Annotated in this window: 15 protein-coding genes; 3 read left to right on the forward strand and 12 right to left on the reverse strand. The window is 67.5% G+C overall.

Annotated features, from left to right (window positions below; all coding sequences use genetic code 11):
* Window position 1: 1 nt before the first annotated feature.
* Window positions 2-442 carry a nitroreductase family deazaflavin-dependent oxidoreductase gene (locus A5775_RS19895; protein ID WP_067256172.1) on the forward strand — a complete coding sequence of 147 codons (441 nt, stop codon included), beginning with the start codon at window positions 2-4 and terminating at the stop codon, window positions 440-442.
* 9 nt (window positions 443-451) lie between these two features.
* Here A5775_RS19895 and eccA2 read toward each other — a convergent pair whose 3' ends face one another.
* The 12 genes from eccA2 to A5775_RS19955 form a co-directional block, all read right to left on the reverse strand.
* Window positions 452-2,302, reverse strand: coding sequence for a type VII secretion system ESX-2 AAA family ATPase EccA2 (eccA2, locus tag A5775_RS19900; RefSeq protein ID WP_197512767.1), 1,851 nt, complete (start codon window positions 2,300-2,302; stop codon window positions 452-454).
* Window positions 2,303-2,414: 112 nt separating this feature from the next.
* Window positions 2,415-4,037, reverse strand: a complete 1,623-nt coding sequence (gene eccE, locus A5775_RS19905) for a type VII secretion protein EccE (RefSeq protein WP_067256177.1) — start codon at window positions 4,035-4,037, stop codon at window positions 2,415-2,417.
* Window positions 4,034-5,626 (reverse strand): type VII secretion-associated serine protease mycosin, encoded by a 1,593-nt coding sequence (gene mycP / locus A5775_RS19910; RefSeq protein ID WP_067256179.1) that lies wholly within the window; start codon window positions 5,624-5,626, stop codon window positions 4,034-4,036. Before mycP ends, eccE begins: the two co-directional genes overlap by 4 nt.
* Window positions 5,611-7,140: a type VII secretion integral membrane protein EccD gene (eccD, locus tag A5775_RS19915; RefSeq protein WP_082953092.1), complete on the reverse strand. Its 1,530-nt coding sequence runs from the start codon at window positions 7,138-7,140 to the stop codon at window positions 5,611-5,613. The genes mycP and eccD overlap by 16 nt, the downstream gene beginning before the upstream one ends.
* On the reverse strand, window positions 7,137-8,162 hold the full coding sequence (locus tag A5775_RS19920) for a MinD/ParA family protein (protein WP_156660781.1): 1,026 nt from the start codon (window positions 8,160-8,162) through the stop codon (window positions 7,137-7,139). Before A5775_RS19920 ends, eccD begins: the two co-directional genes overlap by 4 nt.
* 127 nt (window positions 8,163-8,289) lie before the next feature.
* Window positions 8,290-9,120 carry an ESX secretion-associated protein EspG gene (locus tag A5775_RS19925; protein ID WP_067256183.1) on the reverse strand — a complete coding sequence of 277 codons (831 nt, stop codon included), beginning with the start codon at window positions 9,118-9,120 and terminating at the stop codon, window positions 8,290-8,292.
* 112 nt (window positions 9,121-9,232) lie between these two features.
* Window positions 9,233-9,520 carry a WXG100 family type VII secretion target gene (locus A5775_RS19930; protein WP_008262888.1) on the reverse strand — a complete coding sequence of 96 codons (288 nt, stop codon included), beginning with the start codon at window positions 9,518-9,520 and terminating at the stop codon, window positions 9,233-9,235.
* A gap of 51 nt (window positions 9,521-9,571) precedes the next feature.
* Complete coding sequence (locus A5775_RS19935; RefSeq protein ID WP_008262887.1) at window positions 9,572-9,886, reverse strand: WXG100 family type VII secretion target; 315 nt, start codon at window positions 9,884-9,886, stop codon at window positions 9,572-9,574.
* Window positions 9,887-9,987: 101 nt separating this feature from the next.
* Window positions 9,988-11,157, reverse strand: coding sequence for a PPE family protein (locus A5775_RS19940; RefSeq protein WP_067256352.1), 1,170 nt, complete (start codon window positions 11,155-11,157; stop codon window positions 9,988-9,990).
* Between the two features lie 31 nt (window positions 11,158-11,188).
* On the reverse strand, window positions 11,189-11,488 hold the full coding sequence (locus A5775_RS19945; protein WP_369827895.1) for a PE domain-containing protein: 300 nt from the start codon (window positions 11,486-11,488) through the stop codon (window positions 11,189-11,191).
* 260 nt (window positions 11,489-11,748) lie between these two features.
* Window positions 11,749-12,045, reverse strand: coding sequence for a hypothetical protein (locus A5775_RS19950; protein WP_082953094.1), 297 nt, complete (start codon window positions 12,043-12,045; stop codon window positions 11,749-11,751).
* A gap of 206 nt (window positions 12,046-12,251) precedes the next feature.
* A complete protein-coding gene (locus tag A5775_RS19955; RefSeq protein WP_067256354.1) occupies window positions 12,252-13,580 on the reverse strand; it encodes a HAMP domain-containing sensor histidine kinase in 1,329 nt (442 codons plus the stop codon).
* 255 nt (window positions 13,581-13,835) lie between these two features.
* Between A5775_RS19955 and A5775_RS19960 the strand changes: the two genes are divergently transcribed.
* Both A5775_RS19960 and A5775_RS19965 read left to right on the forward strand, forming a co-directional pair.
* Window positions 13,836-14,486, forward strand: a complete 651-nt coding sequence (locus A5775_RS19960; protein WP_067256189.1) for a TetR/AcrR family transcriptional regulator — start codon at window positions 13,836-13,838, stop codon at window positions 14,484-14,486.
* Window positions 14,483-15,694 (forward strand): acyl-CoA dehydrogenase family protein, encoded by a 1,212-nt coding sequence (locus A5775_RS19965; protein WP_067256191.1) that lies wholly within the window; start codon window positions 14,483-14,485, stop codon window positions 15,692-15,694. Before A5775_RS19960 ends, A5775_RS19965 begins: the two co-directional genes overlap by 4 nt.
* Window positions 15,695-15,736: the final 42 nt, after the last annotated feature.

Consider the following 15,736-nt stretch of genomic DNA (forward strand, 5'->3'; position numbering starts at 1 on the left):
CATGACCGCACCGCGTCCCCCGCGCTACCTCAAGCCCATGAACAAGTTCATGATGGCGGTCCAACGGCTGGGCATTCCGACCGGCCCGGCCATGGTGCTCACCGTGCCCGGACGCAAGTCCGGTCAGCCCCGCAGCACGCCGATGACGCCGTTCGACTTCCGGGGCGGCCTGTATGTGGTGGCCGGATATCCCGGCGCCGACTGGGCGGCCAACGCCCGGGCGGCGGGCGCCGGCACGCTGCGCCGCGGCCGACGGTCACGCCGCGTCCGGATCGTCGAACTATCTGCCGGCGAGGCGCGGCCGGTGCTGCGGGAGTTCCCCGCCAAGGTCCCGGTCGGCGTGGCGTTCGCGAAACGCTCCGGAATGGTGCGCGACGGCACGGCCGACGAATTCGAAGCGCTGGCAGGCACTCTCGCCGTCTTCCGCTTCGAGCCGACGTGATCGGCCGAGTCACCAGACGATGGCGGCCATGTCGCGGTTGTCCGAACACACGCTGCGCACGGCCGCCTCGATGTCGGCCGCGGAGATGATCTGAAGATCCTCGACCGTCACCGGTTGGCCTGCACGCTTTTGCGCGACCACGCGAGTGTCGCGAAAGCCCTCGGCACGTTCGACCACATTGCGGGCGAACCGACCGTTCTGCATGGCGTCGATGCCGTGGCGCCCACCGGGAGTGGTGTAGTTGCGGATCGTCGTCGCCGCGTCCAGGAACTTCTCGCGTGCGGCTTCGTCGAGCAGGCTGGCGCGCGGCGTCGCGTAGCGGTTCGCGATCTCGACGATCTCGGCCGGCGAGTAGGACTCAAAACGCAGCTTGCGGTTGAACCGGCCGGCCAAACCCGGGTTCACGGTGAGGAATTGGTCCACCTGATCTTCATAACCCGCCCCGATGAAGCAGAAGTCGAATCTGTGCGCTTCCAACGCGACGAGGAGCTGGTTGACGGCCTCCATGCCGATCATGTCAGGCGTGCCGTCCTGATGGCGCTCGATCAGGGAGTAAAACTCGTCCATGAAAATGATTTGGCCGAGCGACTTTTCGATCAGTTCGTTGGTCTTGGGTCCCGACTCCCCGATGAAGTGGCCGCAGAAATCCGAACGGCGCACCTCCCGGATCTCGGGGTGGCGCACGATCCCCATGCCGGCATAGATCTTGCCCAGCGCTTCGGCGGTGGTCGTCTTACCGGTGCCCGGCGGCCCGACCAGCAGCATGTGGTTGGTCTGCCCCTCCACCGGCAGACCATGCTCGAGGCGCATCATCCGTACTTCGAGTTGGTCTTCCAGCGCGGCGACCGCCTGCTTGACGGCGGCCAGCCCCACTTGCTTCGCCAGCAGCTTGCGTCCCTCGGCCAGCAGCTCGGCCCGCCGGTCGGCGGTGGCGTCGTCGTCGAGTTCGTCGCGACTCTTAGCCGACGAGGCGTCCCAGCGGTCGGTGCGGCTGTCGATGGTTTCCTCGTCGGTGACCACCAGGTGCAGGTTCGGGTCGGCCAAGGCTTCTTTGGCCGCCGCGGTGAGAACCCCGTTGATGGTGGCTTTGGACAGCCAGATCTGTGCCTTGTCCTCCTCGCGCAGCTGGCGGTGCACCATCCCGCGCACGTAGGCGAGATCGGCGACGAGCAGCGGAATGTCGGCCGGGCCGATCGAGGCGGTCAGCACGTCCGCGTCGAAGCGGGACGACGATTGGGTGTGCCCGATGACGTCGACGCGGTCCAGCCAGTCCAGCGCGACCCGGCCCTGTCCGAGGTGGGCGGCGGCGTGCGCGGCCAATGCGCAAATCGATGCCGTCACAGCCGACATGACGATCGCCTGGGCGGGCAACTCCTCGGCGGCCGCCAGCAGCACGTCCGGCCAGCGCTGCGTCCGGTACATCAAGAACGTGCGTGCCAGCTGGTGCCACTGGTAGTTGGTCCAGGAGTCCAGCAGGTCGCGGTTGGCCAGCAGTTTGTCCGCCTCGGCGTACTCCCCGGCGATCGTCAGTGCGGACGACAGGGCCAGCCCGACCTGCGACGCGTCGGTGACGGTGATTCCGATGTAGGGGCCGAGCTGGATCTCGGCGGCCAGTGTCTGCCCGATCCGCGTGGTCTCACGGTGCAGCCATTCGCTGGTGGCATAGAGATGCCGCAACGACGCCAGGTCGCCGTCACCGCACGCGATGCGCCCCAGCCACGCATCGGCCATCGACGCGTCGGCGTCGGTGGCGGCAACGAACTCCGGCAACGCAGCAGCCCGGCCCTGCCGGCTCTTGATCCCCATGGCCCGGTCGAAATGCCTTCGGGCCGTTTGTAAATCACCCATCACATCCCCCATCACGAGCGCCGCGGCTGTGACCATCGGGGTTGCGCGCGGCCACCCTTGGCCGGACCGAGCTGCCGCCACGTGCGCTCATCGAACTGTGCCTCAAACCCGCGTTACCGAACTTCTACGTGCCGACCGACATGCTGACCGGATCCAGGCTGACGTAGCGGTTCTCGGCGCGGAACATGTCCATCTCGGCGAGCCAATTCTTCCCCGCCGCACTGACATTGACCACCGCTGGGCCAACTTGCTCGATGATTACCTCGAAGCCGTGGCGCTGTCCCTCGGAGAGCCGGGCGCCCGCGGGTGCGATGGTGATCACGGTCGCCGGCCGCGGCGTGGGCGAAATCGCCGCGTCCCGAATATCGGGGACCCCGCCGTCGGGTGCCCCATTGCTGTCCCTGCCTCGGCGCGCGGCGTATTCCACGACGCTGACGGTAGTGCGCGGCGCCGGGCGCGAGCCGTTGACGACGCTGATCTCGGGCATTCGCACGCTGACCCAGCGCGACATGTCTCGGGTGTGCACGCAGACTCGTTCCCCGGCCCCGGCGGTGCGGATCACGATCCGCTTGGCGATGGGGTCGTCGGCGGCGACGAAGACGCGCGACAGTTCCCCCGCGTCGGTGACCGGCACCAGCAGCCGATCGCCGTTGCTGAGTTTGCCGATCAGCACACCCGAGGGACCGATCTCGGTGACCAACTCCGCGGGCAACGGGCTGCGCCGCATGCCGCGCAGGTGTGGTCGGGGGCCACACATGTTGGCCGACGCCGCCGCGGCCTGCTCGCCGTTGAGCCGGCGCAAGATCACGCTGGGCGGCGTGAGCGCGGGCGTCGGTGTGCGCACGGTGATCGTCGCGGTGCACTGCGCGTCCGGATACACCGTCACGTTTTGGATGACCTCGTCGGCGCGCAGCGTCCACGCCTGAGACAGGTTGCGCGACGTGATCGCCTCCGGCGGATACGCATAGGTGGTCTGCCAGCCCGCTTCCCCGCGGATGGCTTTCCATCGCTGCGCGGGTCCCGACACAGCGTCCCAGCCGAGCCGGCGATCGAGTTCGACCAAATCGGTGGCGGTGGCCACCTTGGCCCGCAGGCCTTCGCAGCGCAGTAGGCCCGCGATGCGCTGGGCCACCGAAATCGCCGCTGCGCCAACAGTCGTGCGCCAAACCAGGGTGTGGGCGTTGTCGATCACCGCCAACCGCATGATCAGCCACGTCTCGCGGCGGCCGGCGTACGGCGGGGTGCCGATCTCGGAGTCGTAGACGCGCGGGTAGTCCCCGACGGTTCCGTGCCGAGAACCGATGCTGACGACGCTGATCGAGTCGAGTTGCAGACCGAGCGCCTGGCGGAGCATCGGCACTAATTCGACGACGTCGAGCACGTTGGCGGTCTCGACAGTCACCGAGCCGGTGACCATGGTGGCTTGATGCGCTCGGCCCAGCAGTTGCACCGCGACCACGGCGACCCCGTCTTGCACGCGCACGCCGCCACCGGATCGGTTGTTGGCCACGGTGATCGGAGTCGCCCAGTCGATCGGACGCCGGCCGCGTCGCCACAGCACCGCCCACGACCACGCCGGCTGGCCCCACCAGCGCACGAACACCAGCGCCACGCCCACCACCACGGCGACCGCGGCACCGATGTAGCCGGCCAGCAGCCAGCTCGCGAGCGCGAGCACGAACACCACCCACACCCCGACCACCCGGCGATTGCTGCCGCGGCTGAACCCGGTGAGGTTGGGCCTCATCGGGCCCTCCGCAAGCGCGCGGCGATCGCGAGCAACAGCACACCGGCGGCCACGATTCCCAGGAAGCCGATGGCGATGTTGCGCGCCCGGTGATCCGGCGGTGGGGGCGGCGCTGCCGGGGTGATGACCCGGCTTTGTGCGCCCGGAGACATCCGGTCACCCGGCGGGATGTTGAAGGTCAACGCGGCGACCGGGTCCACCAGTCCGTAGCCGACCTTGTTGTCGACTCCTGCGGGCGGATTGTGGGCCGACTGGATGATCCGGTTGATCACTTGGTGCGCACTGAGATCGGGGTATTTCGCGCGCACCAATGCCGCGACGCCGCTGACGTATGCCGCCGAGAAGCTGGTTCCCCAGAACGGCATGTTCTTCTCGCCCGGCCTCGACGGTGGGTAGGCGTTGACCGGTCCGCCGCCCTGGGGCGAAAGTCCCATGATGTGGGTCCCCGGCGCGGCAACCCCGACCCAGGGGCCCGACATGCTCTTGTCCAGCGCGGCGCCGCTGGCATCGACGGCACCCACCGACAGGACGTAATCGGAAAACCACGACGGCGCCGAAACGACCTTGACCTGATGCCAGTCCCGTGGATCCGACGGATCCAGTGGGTCATACATCGGGTTGTTGTTGCAGCCGGCTTCCCCATCGTTGCCGGCGGCCGCCACGACCACCGCGTCCTTCGCGGTGGCCGCGTACCACAGCGCCGCACCCAGCGCCCGCTGATCGGCAGGGGCCGCCGCGGGCAGGCAGGCGGTGACCGAAATGTTGATCACCTTCGCGCCCATGTTCGCGGCGTGAACCACCGCGCGCGCAACCGAATTCAGCGTGCCGGCCTTGACCTTCTCGTCGGAGTTGGGGTCCCCCGGCGGCGGGTTGACCGGTTCGAAGGCCCGGGAGGACTGCCGGATCGAGATGATGGTCGCGTGCGGGGCCACACCGACGACCCCGTCGGGCGCTCCCGGGGGAAGCGGCGGCACCGCGGGTTCTTCCTCGGTCTGCGGATCGGGTGGCCCATTCGATGCGGCGGTGGCGCCACCCCCCTCCGGCGGCGCCATCGGGGGCGGAACCTCGACCGGTGGCGGAGGCGCCCCGGCGACCGGTGGCGGCCCGGCCGGCGGCGGGAACGCAGGTGTGGCCGGCATGGGCCGCGGCATCGGCAAAATCCCTTGGGGCGCAGCGCCGATGATCGAGCTGACGATGGTTCCGTGGGCGTCGCAGTCCGTCAGGCCGTCCTCACCCATGATGTAGTCGCCGCCGGGCACCGCCGGTAGCCGCGGGTTCGGCGTCACCCCGGTGTCGATGACCGCGACGGGCACACCGTTGCCGGTGCTGTATTGCCACGCCTTGGCGATGTTGAGCAGGTTGAACCCCGGAGCCATCTGCGCCACGTCGGGGTTTCGCACGGTGATCGGCGACGAGCAGCTGTTGGCGCGGCGCATCGGCTGATCGGGCCGCGGCGGGCCGTCCGGTGGCACCATCCCCGGATCCACCGATGGCGGTGTGATCGCTTGTGCTGCGGGGATATTGGCGGATAGTGCGACCAGGGTCAGGGCGGCCGTCAGCGCCGCAGCGGTTCTCAGTGGCGAATCCACGTGAAGAGCCCTCCCAGGGCCGCCGCCGCCGGCAGCAGGACGATGAATGCGAGCACTTCCACCCATTCCACGGTCAACCGGATGAACGGTCTGAACCGCATCGTCGGCACCAAAAGCGCTGCGGCCAAACCCAATGCGGCGAATGTCGCCACGGCGACCACCGGCCACAGCAGTCCCGTCATCGCGTCTTTCGGCCCGGCGACGGCGTATTTGACGACTCCGGCGCACACCGCGGCCGACGCGCCGCACACCAGCGCGACGGCCTGGTATTTGGCGGCGAATCCGCGGCCCTGGGTGATGAAGATCCCCACCACCAGCCCGGCGACCACCAGCGCCAGCCACGCCCACTGGCGTCCCGGCGTCAACACGCCCCACACCGCGGCCGGCAGCACTATCGACACCCCGACGCACAGACCCACCTGGACCGCGTTGACCAATCGCGCCGAGGCGGCGATCGCGGCGCCGCGCGCGGTGATGTCGGTCAATTCGTTGTCTTCGTCCTCGGATTCGTCCTCGCTGACCGGAGACACGGTGTCGACCGGCATCCCCTCGCGCCGCGCGAACAAGTCCCGTCCGGTGATCGACCCGAAATGCGGCGGCCTGACGCGTGCCACCCACAACGCGATCAGCGGGGTCATCCGGACCAGGACAAGCAATCCGACCAGCACGCATACCGCCAGCACCTGCGCCGAGGCCGGCCGGAACATCCGGACGGCGGCAACGACGGCCAGGACGCCGCACACCGTCACCACGGCGGTGACCACCGCGGTCTGCCACCGGTTGCGCGCCGTCACCCCGATCGCGACGGCGCCCAGGATTACCACCACGGCGCCGATCAGCCCGTGCGCTGCGCCGAGCACACCGGGCGGCGCGCAGGCGCCGGCGGTGGCCAGCGAGACCACCGCAAGCCAGGCGAACCCGCTGAACAGATCCCGCCGCCGTCGCCATCCGCTTCGCACCACCAGCGTCGCGATGACCAGGAGGACACCGACCGCGCCCGCCACCGCGGCCGGGAGCGGGCCGTCGGTGAATGTCCGTGCCCGCAGCGTCAGCGCCACCACGACCGAGACCGCCATCGCGATGACCGCGACCGCCGTGTGCGCGGCTGTCAGCGGCGTCACCGGCGCGAACATCCGATCGCCTCCGTCGCGGCCCAGCCACTTGCCCATGGCGGCCAGCCCCGTCGACAGCGACTCGTACTGCGGTTCGAACGACTCCCCGTCGACCCTGGGCACCAGGACCAGGGTGTCGCCGTCCTGGACGCCCAGCTCGTCGAGGCTCTTATTGATATCGAGCCGCACCCCATTGATCTTGTGGAGTTCGTAGCTGCCCGGCGGCAACGAAATACCGTCAAAACCTTTGCGCTTCAGGTCCGCATCGAACAGCTCGACCATTCCCTCGAAGAATCCCTCCATCGGAATTCCGGCGGGGAAAACTTGGGAACACAGATGCTTCTCGTAAGAAATGTTGACCGCACAACGCGCCGGAAAAGCGACCTTATGCGGCGAGGTCACGGCACCGCCCGCTCGGCATCGGGAATGTATTTGTCGGCCAGCCCCGCGGTGATTTCAAAGAGGCGCAATCGCGTCTTTTTCTTCAACTCGTGAACCGTATCGATGATGCCGCCTTTGGCGAGGTGCGGATCAAACGGCAGCGCTTCGACGGTCGCCCCGACCTTGGTGAACCGCTCGGTCAGGTAAGCCAGCGCATCCTTGTCGGTGATCTGGTCGGTGTGGTTCACGATCACGGTGCTGCGCGAGACCAACTCGTGGTAGCCCTGCGACCGCAGGTAATCCACCGCCCTCAGCACCGGGCGTGAGCGATCCGCGGTGATCCCCGAAACGAACACGAGGGTATCGGTGTTCTCCAATACCGGTTTCATCACTTCGTGTTCGAGATCGGGAGAGGTGTCGACGACCATGACCGTGTGGGTGCGCCGCAGCCGCGACAGCACCCCGGAAAACATCGCCGGCACCAACGGCCTGGGCTGGTCCGAGGTGCGGTTCCCGGCCAGCACATCGAGACCAACTGCGTTCTGCCCCAGATGTTCTCGGATATCGGCGTAGCCCTGGACATCGGTGTCGTTGATGATCGCGGTGTAGTCGCCCGGCGGGGAGTCGTCGATGCGGTCGGCCAGCGTGCCGAAACCGGGCACGGCGTCGATCGCAATCACGTTCTGCGGGCGGCATTCCCGGAACACGCCGCCGAGGCAGGCGACGAGCGTCGTGACCCCGACGCCGCCCTTGCCGGAGACCACGGTGATCACATACTGCCGTCGGATATGCCGTCGGATACGGTTTTGTAAATCACGGTAGTGCCGTTCGCGGGGAGATTCGCCCGGATTTATTTTTCGAAATGAGATGGCGTAAATGAATTTCCGCCAGCCCGACCCCGGTGGAATCTTTCGTGGCGCGGCCAGATCGGTAATTCGCATCGTGTCGGATACCGAATCCGGGAAGTTGCTGCCCCTTGACGGATCCCCCCGTCTGAGCGCTCCTTCGTCCGACATATTCGGGTCATTCCAAGGGCTCGTCACGACGAGATGCTAACACGGTTCGCGATACCGCGTTTACCTGTTCAGAAACCTTTCAAGTGCGACAGGCGTTGTTATTACAAGACTTTGGTTGACTAAGTTACTTCGGCATCCGATAACCGGAGCGCGCTCACACCACCCGCCGATATGAGTGCCACTCGTCGCCCGCGGGCAGCCGGCGGATGAGCCGTTGCACGGCTCCGCCGATGTCGCTACGCGAGCCGGGCGAGAGAATCTGATAGCGACGCTGCCCCGAGGTGACGCTTTCGATGCAGACCCGGCCCCCGGGGGTGTCGACGATGGACACCGTCGAATCGCCGACGGCCACGCGCGCCAATTCGTCCGGTCCGACACCGGCCTGCAGCGCGACGATGTTCGCGTGTGCGGACCGCGCGCGATCGGCGGCCGTCAGAACCACCTGCAGCTGGTCGGCGTCGAGGCGCTGTTCGAGCAGGAACGCTCGCAGGCTGGCGGTGTCGCGCACCGAATTCAGCAGTTGCTCGGTATCCAGGGTCACGGGCCGCAGCGGTGCCGCCTCGGACACGCCGCACAGCCGCTCGATCTGACCGACCACGAGCTCGCTGGCCGAGGATTCGTTGTTCGCCGTGCCGGCGGGGTACAAACGCACCAGGTCACCATGCCGCTCCAGGACCACCCACCAGGTGGCGAAACGGTTGATCGACGCACGCGTCGGCTCGCGGCCCGGCACACCGATCATCACGACCAGCCCCAGGTCTCGCCGCAACAGGACGGTGAGCCATTCGCGGATCATCGGGTCGACGTTGCCCGCCTCATCGAGCGCACCGGCGGCCACCAACTCGGCGGCCGCGGGGTGGCCCAGCGCGCGCTCCGGGGTGTCGAGCCGCGGCAGCATGGGCCGCAGCCCCAGCTCAGGGCAGGTTTGCTCCACTCCGGTGATCGCCTGCAACACCCACAAGCCATCGACCGTCGTTGTCAGCACGTCGCTCCCCTAATCAGCGACCCCCTCGATCGGCGGAGAAGAGACCGAAGGTGGGGCACATACGCCTCGGCGCAGCTACCCCACCTCCGCTTGTCCCGGTGGTCGAGCGGGCTCAGAACAGGCCGGCGATGTGCTGGTCGGTGCTGAGCGCGCTGTCGAGCACGTGCGAGGTCGTCTGCCCGTGCTGACGGATGGTGTCGATGAGGCCCTGCAGCCCGGACAGCATCTGCGCCTGCGCCTCGAAGAAGCCCGATGCGCCGTGGCCGGCGAAGAATTCTTGCAGGGCGTGCGTCCGGTTCGAGGTGTCGTCGAAAATGGACTGCAGCTGGCCGGCGCGGGAAGCGACATCGGTGGCGAAGTCGGCTACGGCACCCGGGTTGTAAGTGATCGGGTCGGACATTACGAATTTCCTTTCAAAGACCTTTATGAATTGACGAATGAGTGGATTAGGTCAGGAGCCGTGGCCGCCGAAAAGCGCGGTAAAGGCGTGCGAGGAATCCGCCTCGTGGCCTTCCATCAGTGCCGCCGCCTTCGTGAGGCCCTCAGCCAGACGCGTGCCGCCGGTCAAGACTTTGTTCAAGTCATTTTGGACCTCGATGGCCGTCGCGTGCGACGCGGCGACCGCATCACCAGACCAGGTGGCCGGGTTCATCACATTTTCCTGATTTGCGACGTACCCCTGACCGATCCCGATCGCATGTTCCATGTTCGCCTGAATCGCGTTCGAAGTATCGCGAAGCATTTGCGGGGTCACCTTGATTGTCACGGAATTCTCCTTCTGCGTTGGCCGCCCCCCGTAAGGGCATGAAGCGAAGTGTATGGCGGCTATTTGGACCTGTCGATTCACCTTTCACCAGGGGGTGGGCTTCAGACTCTGGCGTCCACAACCCGCACGGTGGCGGGCTGTTCGGCTTTGTCACGGGATCCGCGGTCGCCTCCCGCGCCGTGCCCCACGGGCATACCGCCCATCGGGGCACCACCCATCGTCGTGGTCTGCGGCCGCATGGCCTCGGCGCCCAATGCCCCCGCCGGACGCAGCCCCACCGGCCGGCCGCTGGTGGCGGGTTCGAAGGCGCTGACCGGCCGGGTGAAACTGGTCGCGGGGACGCCCGCGCTACCCATGGACGCGCCGCCGGCTTCCGCCGCGGAAAGTCCGGTGGCCGACACCGCCGAGACTGCGGGCGTCGCCCCGCCCATACCCATGGCGCCGGGATTGGCGAACATGCCCATCAGCGGCTGCATCATCTGCATCGGAGCCTGCATCGCCTGCATAGGAGCCTGCATCATCTGGGGCGCCGCGCCCATCATCTGCTGCACGGGCTGCATGAAGGTGCCGGCCTGACCCATGAAGTCCTGGGCACCCGAGGTCGCCTGGCCCGCGCCCTGAGTCCCCGTCTGGGCGCCCTGCATGGCGGCGCGCATACCGTCGCCGGCGCCCATTTGCGCGGCGGACTCGCCAACCGCCGCCGCCGCCTGCGCCGGCGCCGCCGGTGAGGCGCCCATGGTGGCGATCGGCGGCGGAATGGTCAGGCTTTGGGACAAGGCCGTGAGGATCGTTCCGTAACTGGCCCCGACCGCGGAGTTGTTCGGCCACATCGACCCGAAGTACTCGAGCTCCAGCGACGTGATGCGTGGGGTCAAGGCGCCGAGCACCAGCGGGTTGATGCCGTAGTCGGTGGCGGTCTCGGTGCGGTTCTCGAGGCATTCGGGAGCGGGGCGCATCGAACCGTATGCCATCTGATACGCCGAGACCGCGGTCGACACCACCGCCGGCTTGACGTCGACCCAGCCGGCCAGCCCGTGCAGCGACGCGTTCAGCGCGGTGGCGTTGGCCGCCGAGGCCAACGATCCACCGCCCGTCCAGCTCGCCGACGTCGCGACGGTGTTGATCGTCGAGGCGATGCTGGAGCCGTGATGGGTAGCCGCCAATGCCGTCCAGGCGGCCTGGTTCGCCAAATGGGTGACGACGCCGGCGCCCGCCTTGAGTAGCAGATCGTTTTCCTCAGGCGTACGCGCAGCCCACCCCGGATCGGCCATGCGCACTTCCCCCTTTAGACGTCGCTAGCGGCTAAGCGCCAATGGCCAGCGTCAGGCTGCGCATGAGCTCGGTAACCACGTACGTGCCCGAGGCGAGGCTCTGGGTGCCGGCGAACAGGCCGCGCTGGGCGGCGTGCTCGGACACTACGCCCAGGTAGCCCGCGCCGCACGCGTTCAGCGCCGCCGCGAACATCGCCGAGTCCGGGTCACCACCCATCGGCAGCACTCCCAGCAGGACCGGCGACGCCGCCGAGGCGGCCGCCTCGGTCTCGGCGCTGATCGCCGTCTCGGCGCTTGACGATGCCAGAACCGCTTCTGACTGCACCGACATACCAACCATGATTTTCCCTCCGAACGCTCAACGCCAAAGCGACGTGCTTGGGGCCTTAGTGTAGTGCGGTTTTGGTGATCTTGTATTCACTGCCTATCGGCCGGATCAAAGGCCCCTGATTTCGACAAATTCTGCTGGTCCCAAGCGCGAAACTGACGATTCCCATAAGGAGTCGTCGATAAACCTCAGTCGCCACTCAAGACCCGATAGTCACAAAAGCACCGGCTTAACTCGTGGCGGTCGCGTCCTGAGCGCTTTTGTCAAACGCGGTCGTGATCGCATTCCGCTTCGAGTCGAGTCGAGTCGAATGGGCCATACCAAATAGCGGCGTAATAGCCACCGGGGATATTGCGGCGAATGGCAAGTCGGGTGGATGACGGTGGCACCGATTCCGGCGACATGAACCGGTATGTACCCGGCTTGCTCCAGCCCGGCCGGTACGCAAACTCGTCTGCGGTCGCAACGAACGGCTCGAATCCGAGGAGCGGCATCCGCGCGTCGTAACAGGCTTTGGCGGCCGGTGGATCCGGCACGTCGACACCGGGGTGGCCCAGCACCGCGTCAGCGTCCCGCTTCGCCGGCGTGGTCCGCGCGCTGACCCACATGCCCTCCGGCGGCAGCTCTCCTCGCCCGGGACTCGCGATCGGGCGAACCGGTACGTCGCCGCAGGCACAGGTCCGTCAGCGTCTGTCGGTTCATGCGGCAAAGCCGACATGGAATCCGGTTGCCACACAGAGCATTTCGACCACGACGCGGGCCGCCGCTAGGCGGGGCCGCGCCCATCGCCGGCCAGCCTCAGCAGAAGACGCGTTCCACCAAGCGGGCTGGTCTGCAGTGCCGCTGTGCCGCCGTGCAATTCGGCTTGCTGGGCGACCAGCGCCAGACCTAACCCCGACCCCGAGCGCGACGCTGTCGATCCGCGGGCGAAGCGCTCGAACACCGTGGCACGCTCGGACTCCGGAACCCCGGTGCCGTCGTCGTCGATCGCGATCTCCACGCCCTCACCGGAACTGTTGACGGTCAGCTGGATCTTGCCGGCATTGCCGTGCTTGACCGCGTTGGCGATCGCGTTGTCGATCACCAGCCGCAACCCGGTGGGCAGCCCGATCATCAGCACCGTCGGCGAGGGCACCAGTGACACCTCGGTGTCGGGGTAGATGCGCAGCGCGTCGTGCGCGGCACGGTCCAGTAGCTCGGTGATGTCGAACGGGACGAAATCGTCGACCGTGGTCAGTTCGCCCTGGGCCAGCCGCTCCAGCGCGGTCAGCGTCCCTTCGATGCGGCTCTGAGTGCGGATGACGTCGCCGATGACCTCGTGACGCTGCTCGGGAGGCAGGTCCAGGGTGGACAACACCTCGAGGTTGGTGCGCATGGCCGTCAGCGGTGTGCGCAGCTCGTGCGAGGCGACCGCGGCGAAGTCGCGGGCCGACTCGAGCGCGGCCCTGGTGCGCTGCTGCTCCTTGCCGATGCGGTCCAGCATTCCCTCGACCGCCTCGGCGATCTCGACGGCCTCGCGCACTCCGCGAACCTGGACTTCGTCGGGGCTGGACTGGGCATTGATCGCGCGGGCCTGCTGCGCCAGCAGCAGGAACGGATTGACCATGATCAACGAGATCACCCAGCCCACCACGACCGTGCCGCCGATCACGCTGGCACAGATCAACAGCACCCGCAGATGCAATTCGTTGATCCGATGCTGGGCCTCGGCCAACGGGGCGGCCAGGGCTATCGAGGCAGGGCCCGCGCTGAAGGTACGAACGCGGTACTGCACCCCGTTGATGGTGGTGTTGGCGTAGCCGTCGGGGAGTTGGGGCAACACGATGCTGCTGGGCGCCGACACGGTCACACCGCCGATGCGCGCGGTGCGCACCAGGTTGCCGTCCGGCATGTGCCGGTCGGGGCTGGCGGGCGGCGCGGTGTTGAGCAGGCTGCTGATGTCGCCCAGGCTGGACACCGAATCGAGCCGGCGGTCGAGCTGGCTGTACTGGTCGTTCGTGACGCCCACCCATACCCAGGTGCCCAGCAGCACGACGAGGGTCATCACCGACAGGGCGGCGACGATGACGATGGTGCGCAACGACAGCACCCGCATCGGCAGCTGTACATGCGGGAAGACGCGGATGTCAGGCTCCTTCGGTGGTTGGCTGGTCGGCGGTGAGGCACGACCGACCACGGGGCCTTGTCGACCAACCCGAGTACAACCCTCACGGCAGTAGCGGTTCGGCGCGTTCAAGCCTGGTGGCGTTTCACAAGAATTTACCGCTAACCGCGTCCGCCTCCGCCGCATCACCGGCCAAGGACCGGGTGCCGTTTTGCTACGGACGCGGTGAGTGAGTACTCTCTCACCGTGCTCACTGGGCCTAGTCGGGGACGTGACCGACTGCTTTCCGCGGCGTTGCGGCTCTTCGCCGCCAAGGGGTACGCCACCACGTCGGTGGCCGACATCCAGCGCGAATCGGGCCTGGCACCCGGCTCGGGCGCCCTCTACAAGCACTTCGGCTCCAAACGCGAGTTGCTCGAAGCCGCGGTTGCGCACCGGATCGACAGCATCGTGGCCGCGCGGAAGCAGTACGACGCGGGGCAGCCGGGCAGCGTCGAGCAAGCGGTGCGCACCGCCGGCCAGCTGATCTGGAGCAACCTCAAACACAGCGAGGATCTCCTCAAGGTCATGCTGCGCGAGCCCGACGAACTCGGCGATCTCGACGAGAAGACGTGGCAGGTCATCACCGACAACGCCTACCAGCGCTTCGCCGACGAATTGGCCGCGTCCAATCGCTCCGGCCGCACCAGCATTCCCGACCCCGAAGCCGCGGCGGCCGTTGCGATCGGCTCGCTGTCCTACGCCGCGACGCTGCAAGCGCTGACCGGCCGCCTGCCCGGCAACACCGACGAAGAACGGTATTTCGAGGCGTGGGTCAACCAGACGGTCAGCGTCCTCGCGCAGTACGCAAATCCCCGGAACCCGTTGAACACCAATGATTCAGGAGCAGACCTGTGACGTTTTCACTACAACTGTCCGACGACGTGATCGAAGTCCGCGATTGGGTGCACCAGTTCGCCGCCGACGTCGTCCGCCCGGCCGCCGCGGAATGGGACGAACGCGAGGAGACACCGTGGCCGGTGATCCAGGAGGCCGCGAAGGTGGGGTTGTACTCCCCTGACCTGTTCGCCCAGCAGGCCGCCGAGCCGACGGGCCTGGGCATGCTGACGGTTTTCGAGGAATTGTTCTGGGGCGACGCCGGTATCGCCCTGTCCATCATGGGCACCGGGCTGGCCGCGGCAGCGCTCGCGGGCAACGGCACCCCCGAACAGCTGGGCCGCTGGCTGCCCGAGATGTTCGGCACCGCTGATGAGCCCAAGCTGGGTGCGTTCTGCTCGTCCGAGCCCGACGCGGGCTCCGACGTCGGCGCCATCCGCACGCGGGCGCGCTACGACGAGGCGACCTCCGAGTGGGTCCTCAACGGCACCAAGACCTGGGCGACCAACGGCGGCATCGCCAACGTGCACATCGTGGTGGCCTCGGTCTACCCCGAACTCGGCACCCGCGGCCAGGCGACGTTCGTCATCCCGGCTGGCGTCAAGGGCCTGGCGCAGGGCCAGAAATTCAAGAAGCACGGGATCCGCGCCTCCCACACCGCCGAGGTGGTGCTCGACAATGTCCGGCTGCCCGAGGACCACATCCTCGGGGGTCGGGAGAAGTTCGAGGCGCGCATCGCCCGCGTCAAATCCGGCTCCTCCACGCGCGGGCAGGCCGCGATGAAGACCTTCGAACGCACCCGGCCCACCGTCGGCGCGATGGCCGTCGGCGTGGCCCGGGCCGCCTACGAGTACGCGCTCGAATATGCCTGCCAGCGTGAGCAATTCGGTCGCAAGATCGGCGAGTTCCAGGCGGTGGCGTTCAAGCTGGCGGACATGAAGTGCCGCATCGACGCTGCTCGCCTGCTGGTGTGGCGTGCCGGATGGATGGCCCGCAACGACCAGTCATTCGACTCCGCGGAGGGGTCGATGGCCAAACTGGTGGCCAGCGAGACCGCGGTCTACGTCACCGATGAGGCGATCCAGATCCTGGGCGGCAACGGGTACACCCGCGACTACCCCGTCGAGCGGATGCACCGTGACGCGAAGATCTTCACCATCTTCGAGGGCACCAGCGAGATCCAGCGCCTGGTGGTCTCCCGGGCGCTGACCGGCCTGCCTATCCGGTGACGGCGGCGCTGCCGCGCAGCCCGCGCTCCATGCCGCAGGCGG

Origin of the sequence: Mycobacterium sp. 852002-10029_SCH5224772 (assembly GCF_001667315.1) — a bacterium.
GTDB lineage: Bacteria > Actinomycetota > Actinomycetes > Mycobacteriales > Mycobacteriaceae > Mycobacterium.

Bases quoted from the DNA above. Each gene is read 5' to 3' on its own strand.
- A5775_RS19895 (WP_067256172.1), top strand. From the start codon at position 2: ATGACCGCACCGCGTCCCCCGCGCTACCTCAAGCCCATGAACAAGTTC.
- eccA2 (WP_197512767.1), bottom strand. From the start codon at position 2,302: ATGGGGGATGTGATGGGTGATTTACAAACGGCCCGAAGGCATTTCGAC.
- eccE (WP_067256177.1), bottom strand. From the start codon at position 4,037: ATGAGGCCCAACCTCACCGGGTTCAGCCGCGGCAGCAATCGCCGGGTG.
- A5775_RS19930 (WP_008262888.1), bottom strand. From the start codon at position 9,520: ATGTCCGACCCGATCACTTACAACCCGGGTGCCGTAGCCGACTTCGCC.
- A5775_RS19940 (WP_067256352.1), bottom strand. From the start codon at position 11,157: ATGGCCGATCCGGGGTGGGCTGCGCGTACGCCTGAGGAAAACGATCTG.
- A5775_RS19945 (WP_369827895.1), bottom strand. From the start codon at position 11,488: ATGTCGGTGCAGTCAGAAGCGGTTCTGGCATCGTCAAGCGCCGAGACG.
- A5775_RS19955 (WP_067256354.1), bottom strand. From the start codon at position 13,580: ATGCGGGTGCTGTCGTTGCGCACCATCGTCATCGTCGCCGCCCTGTCG.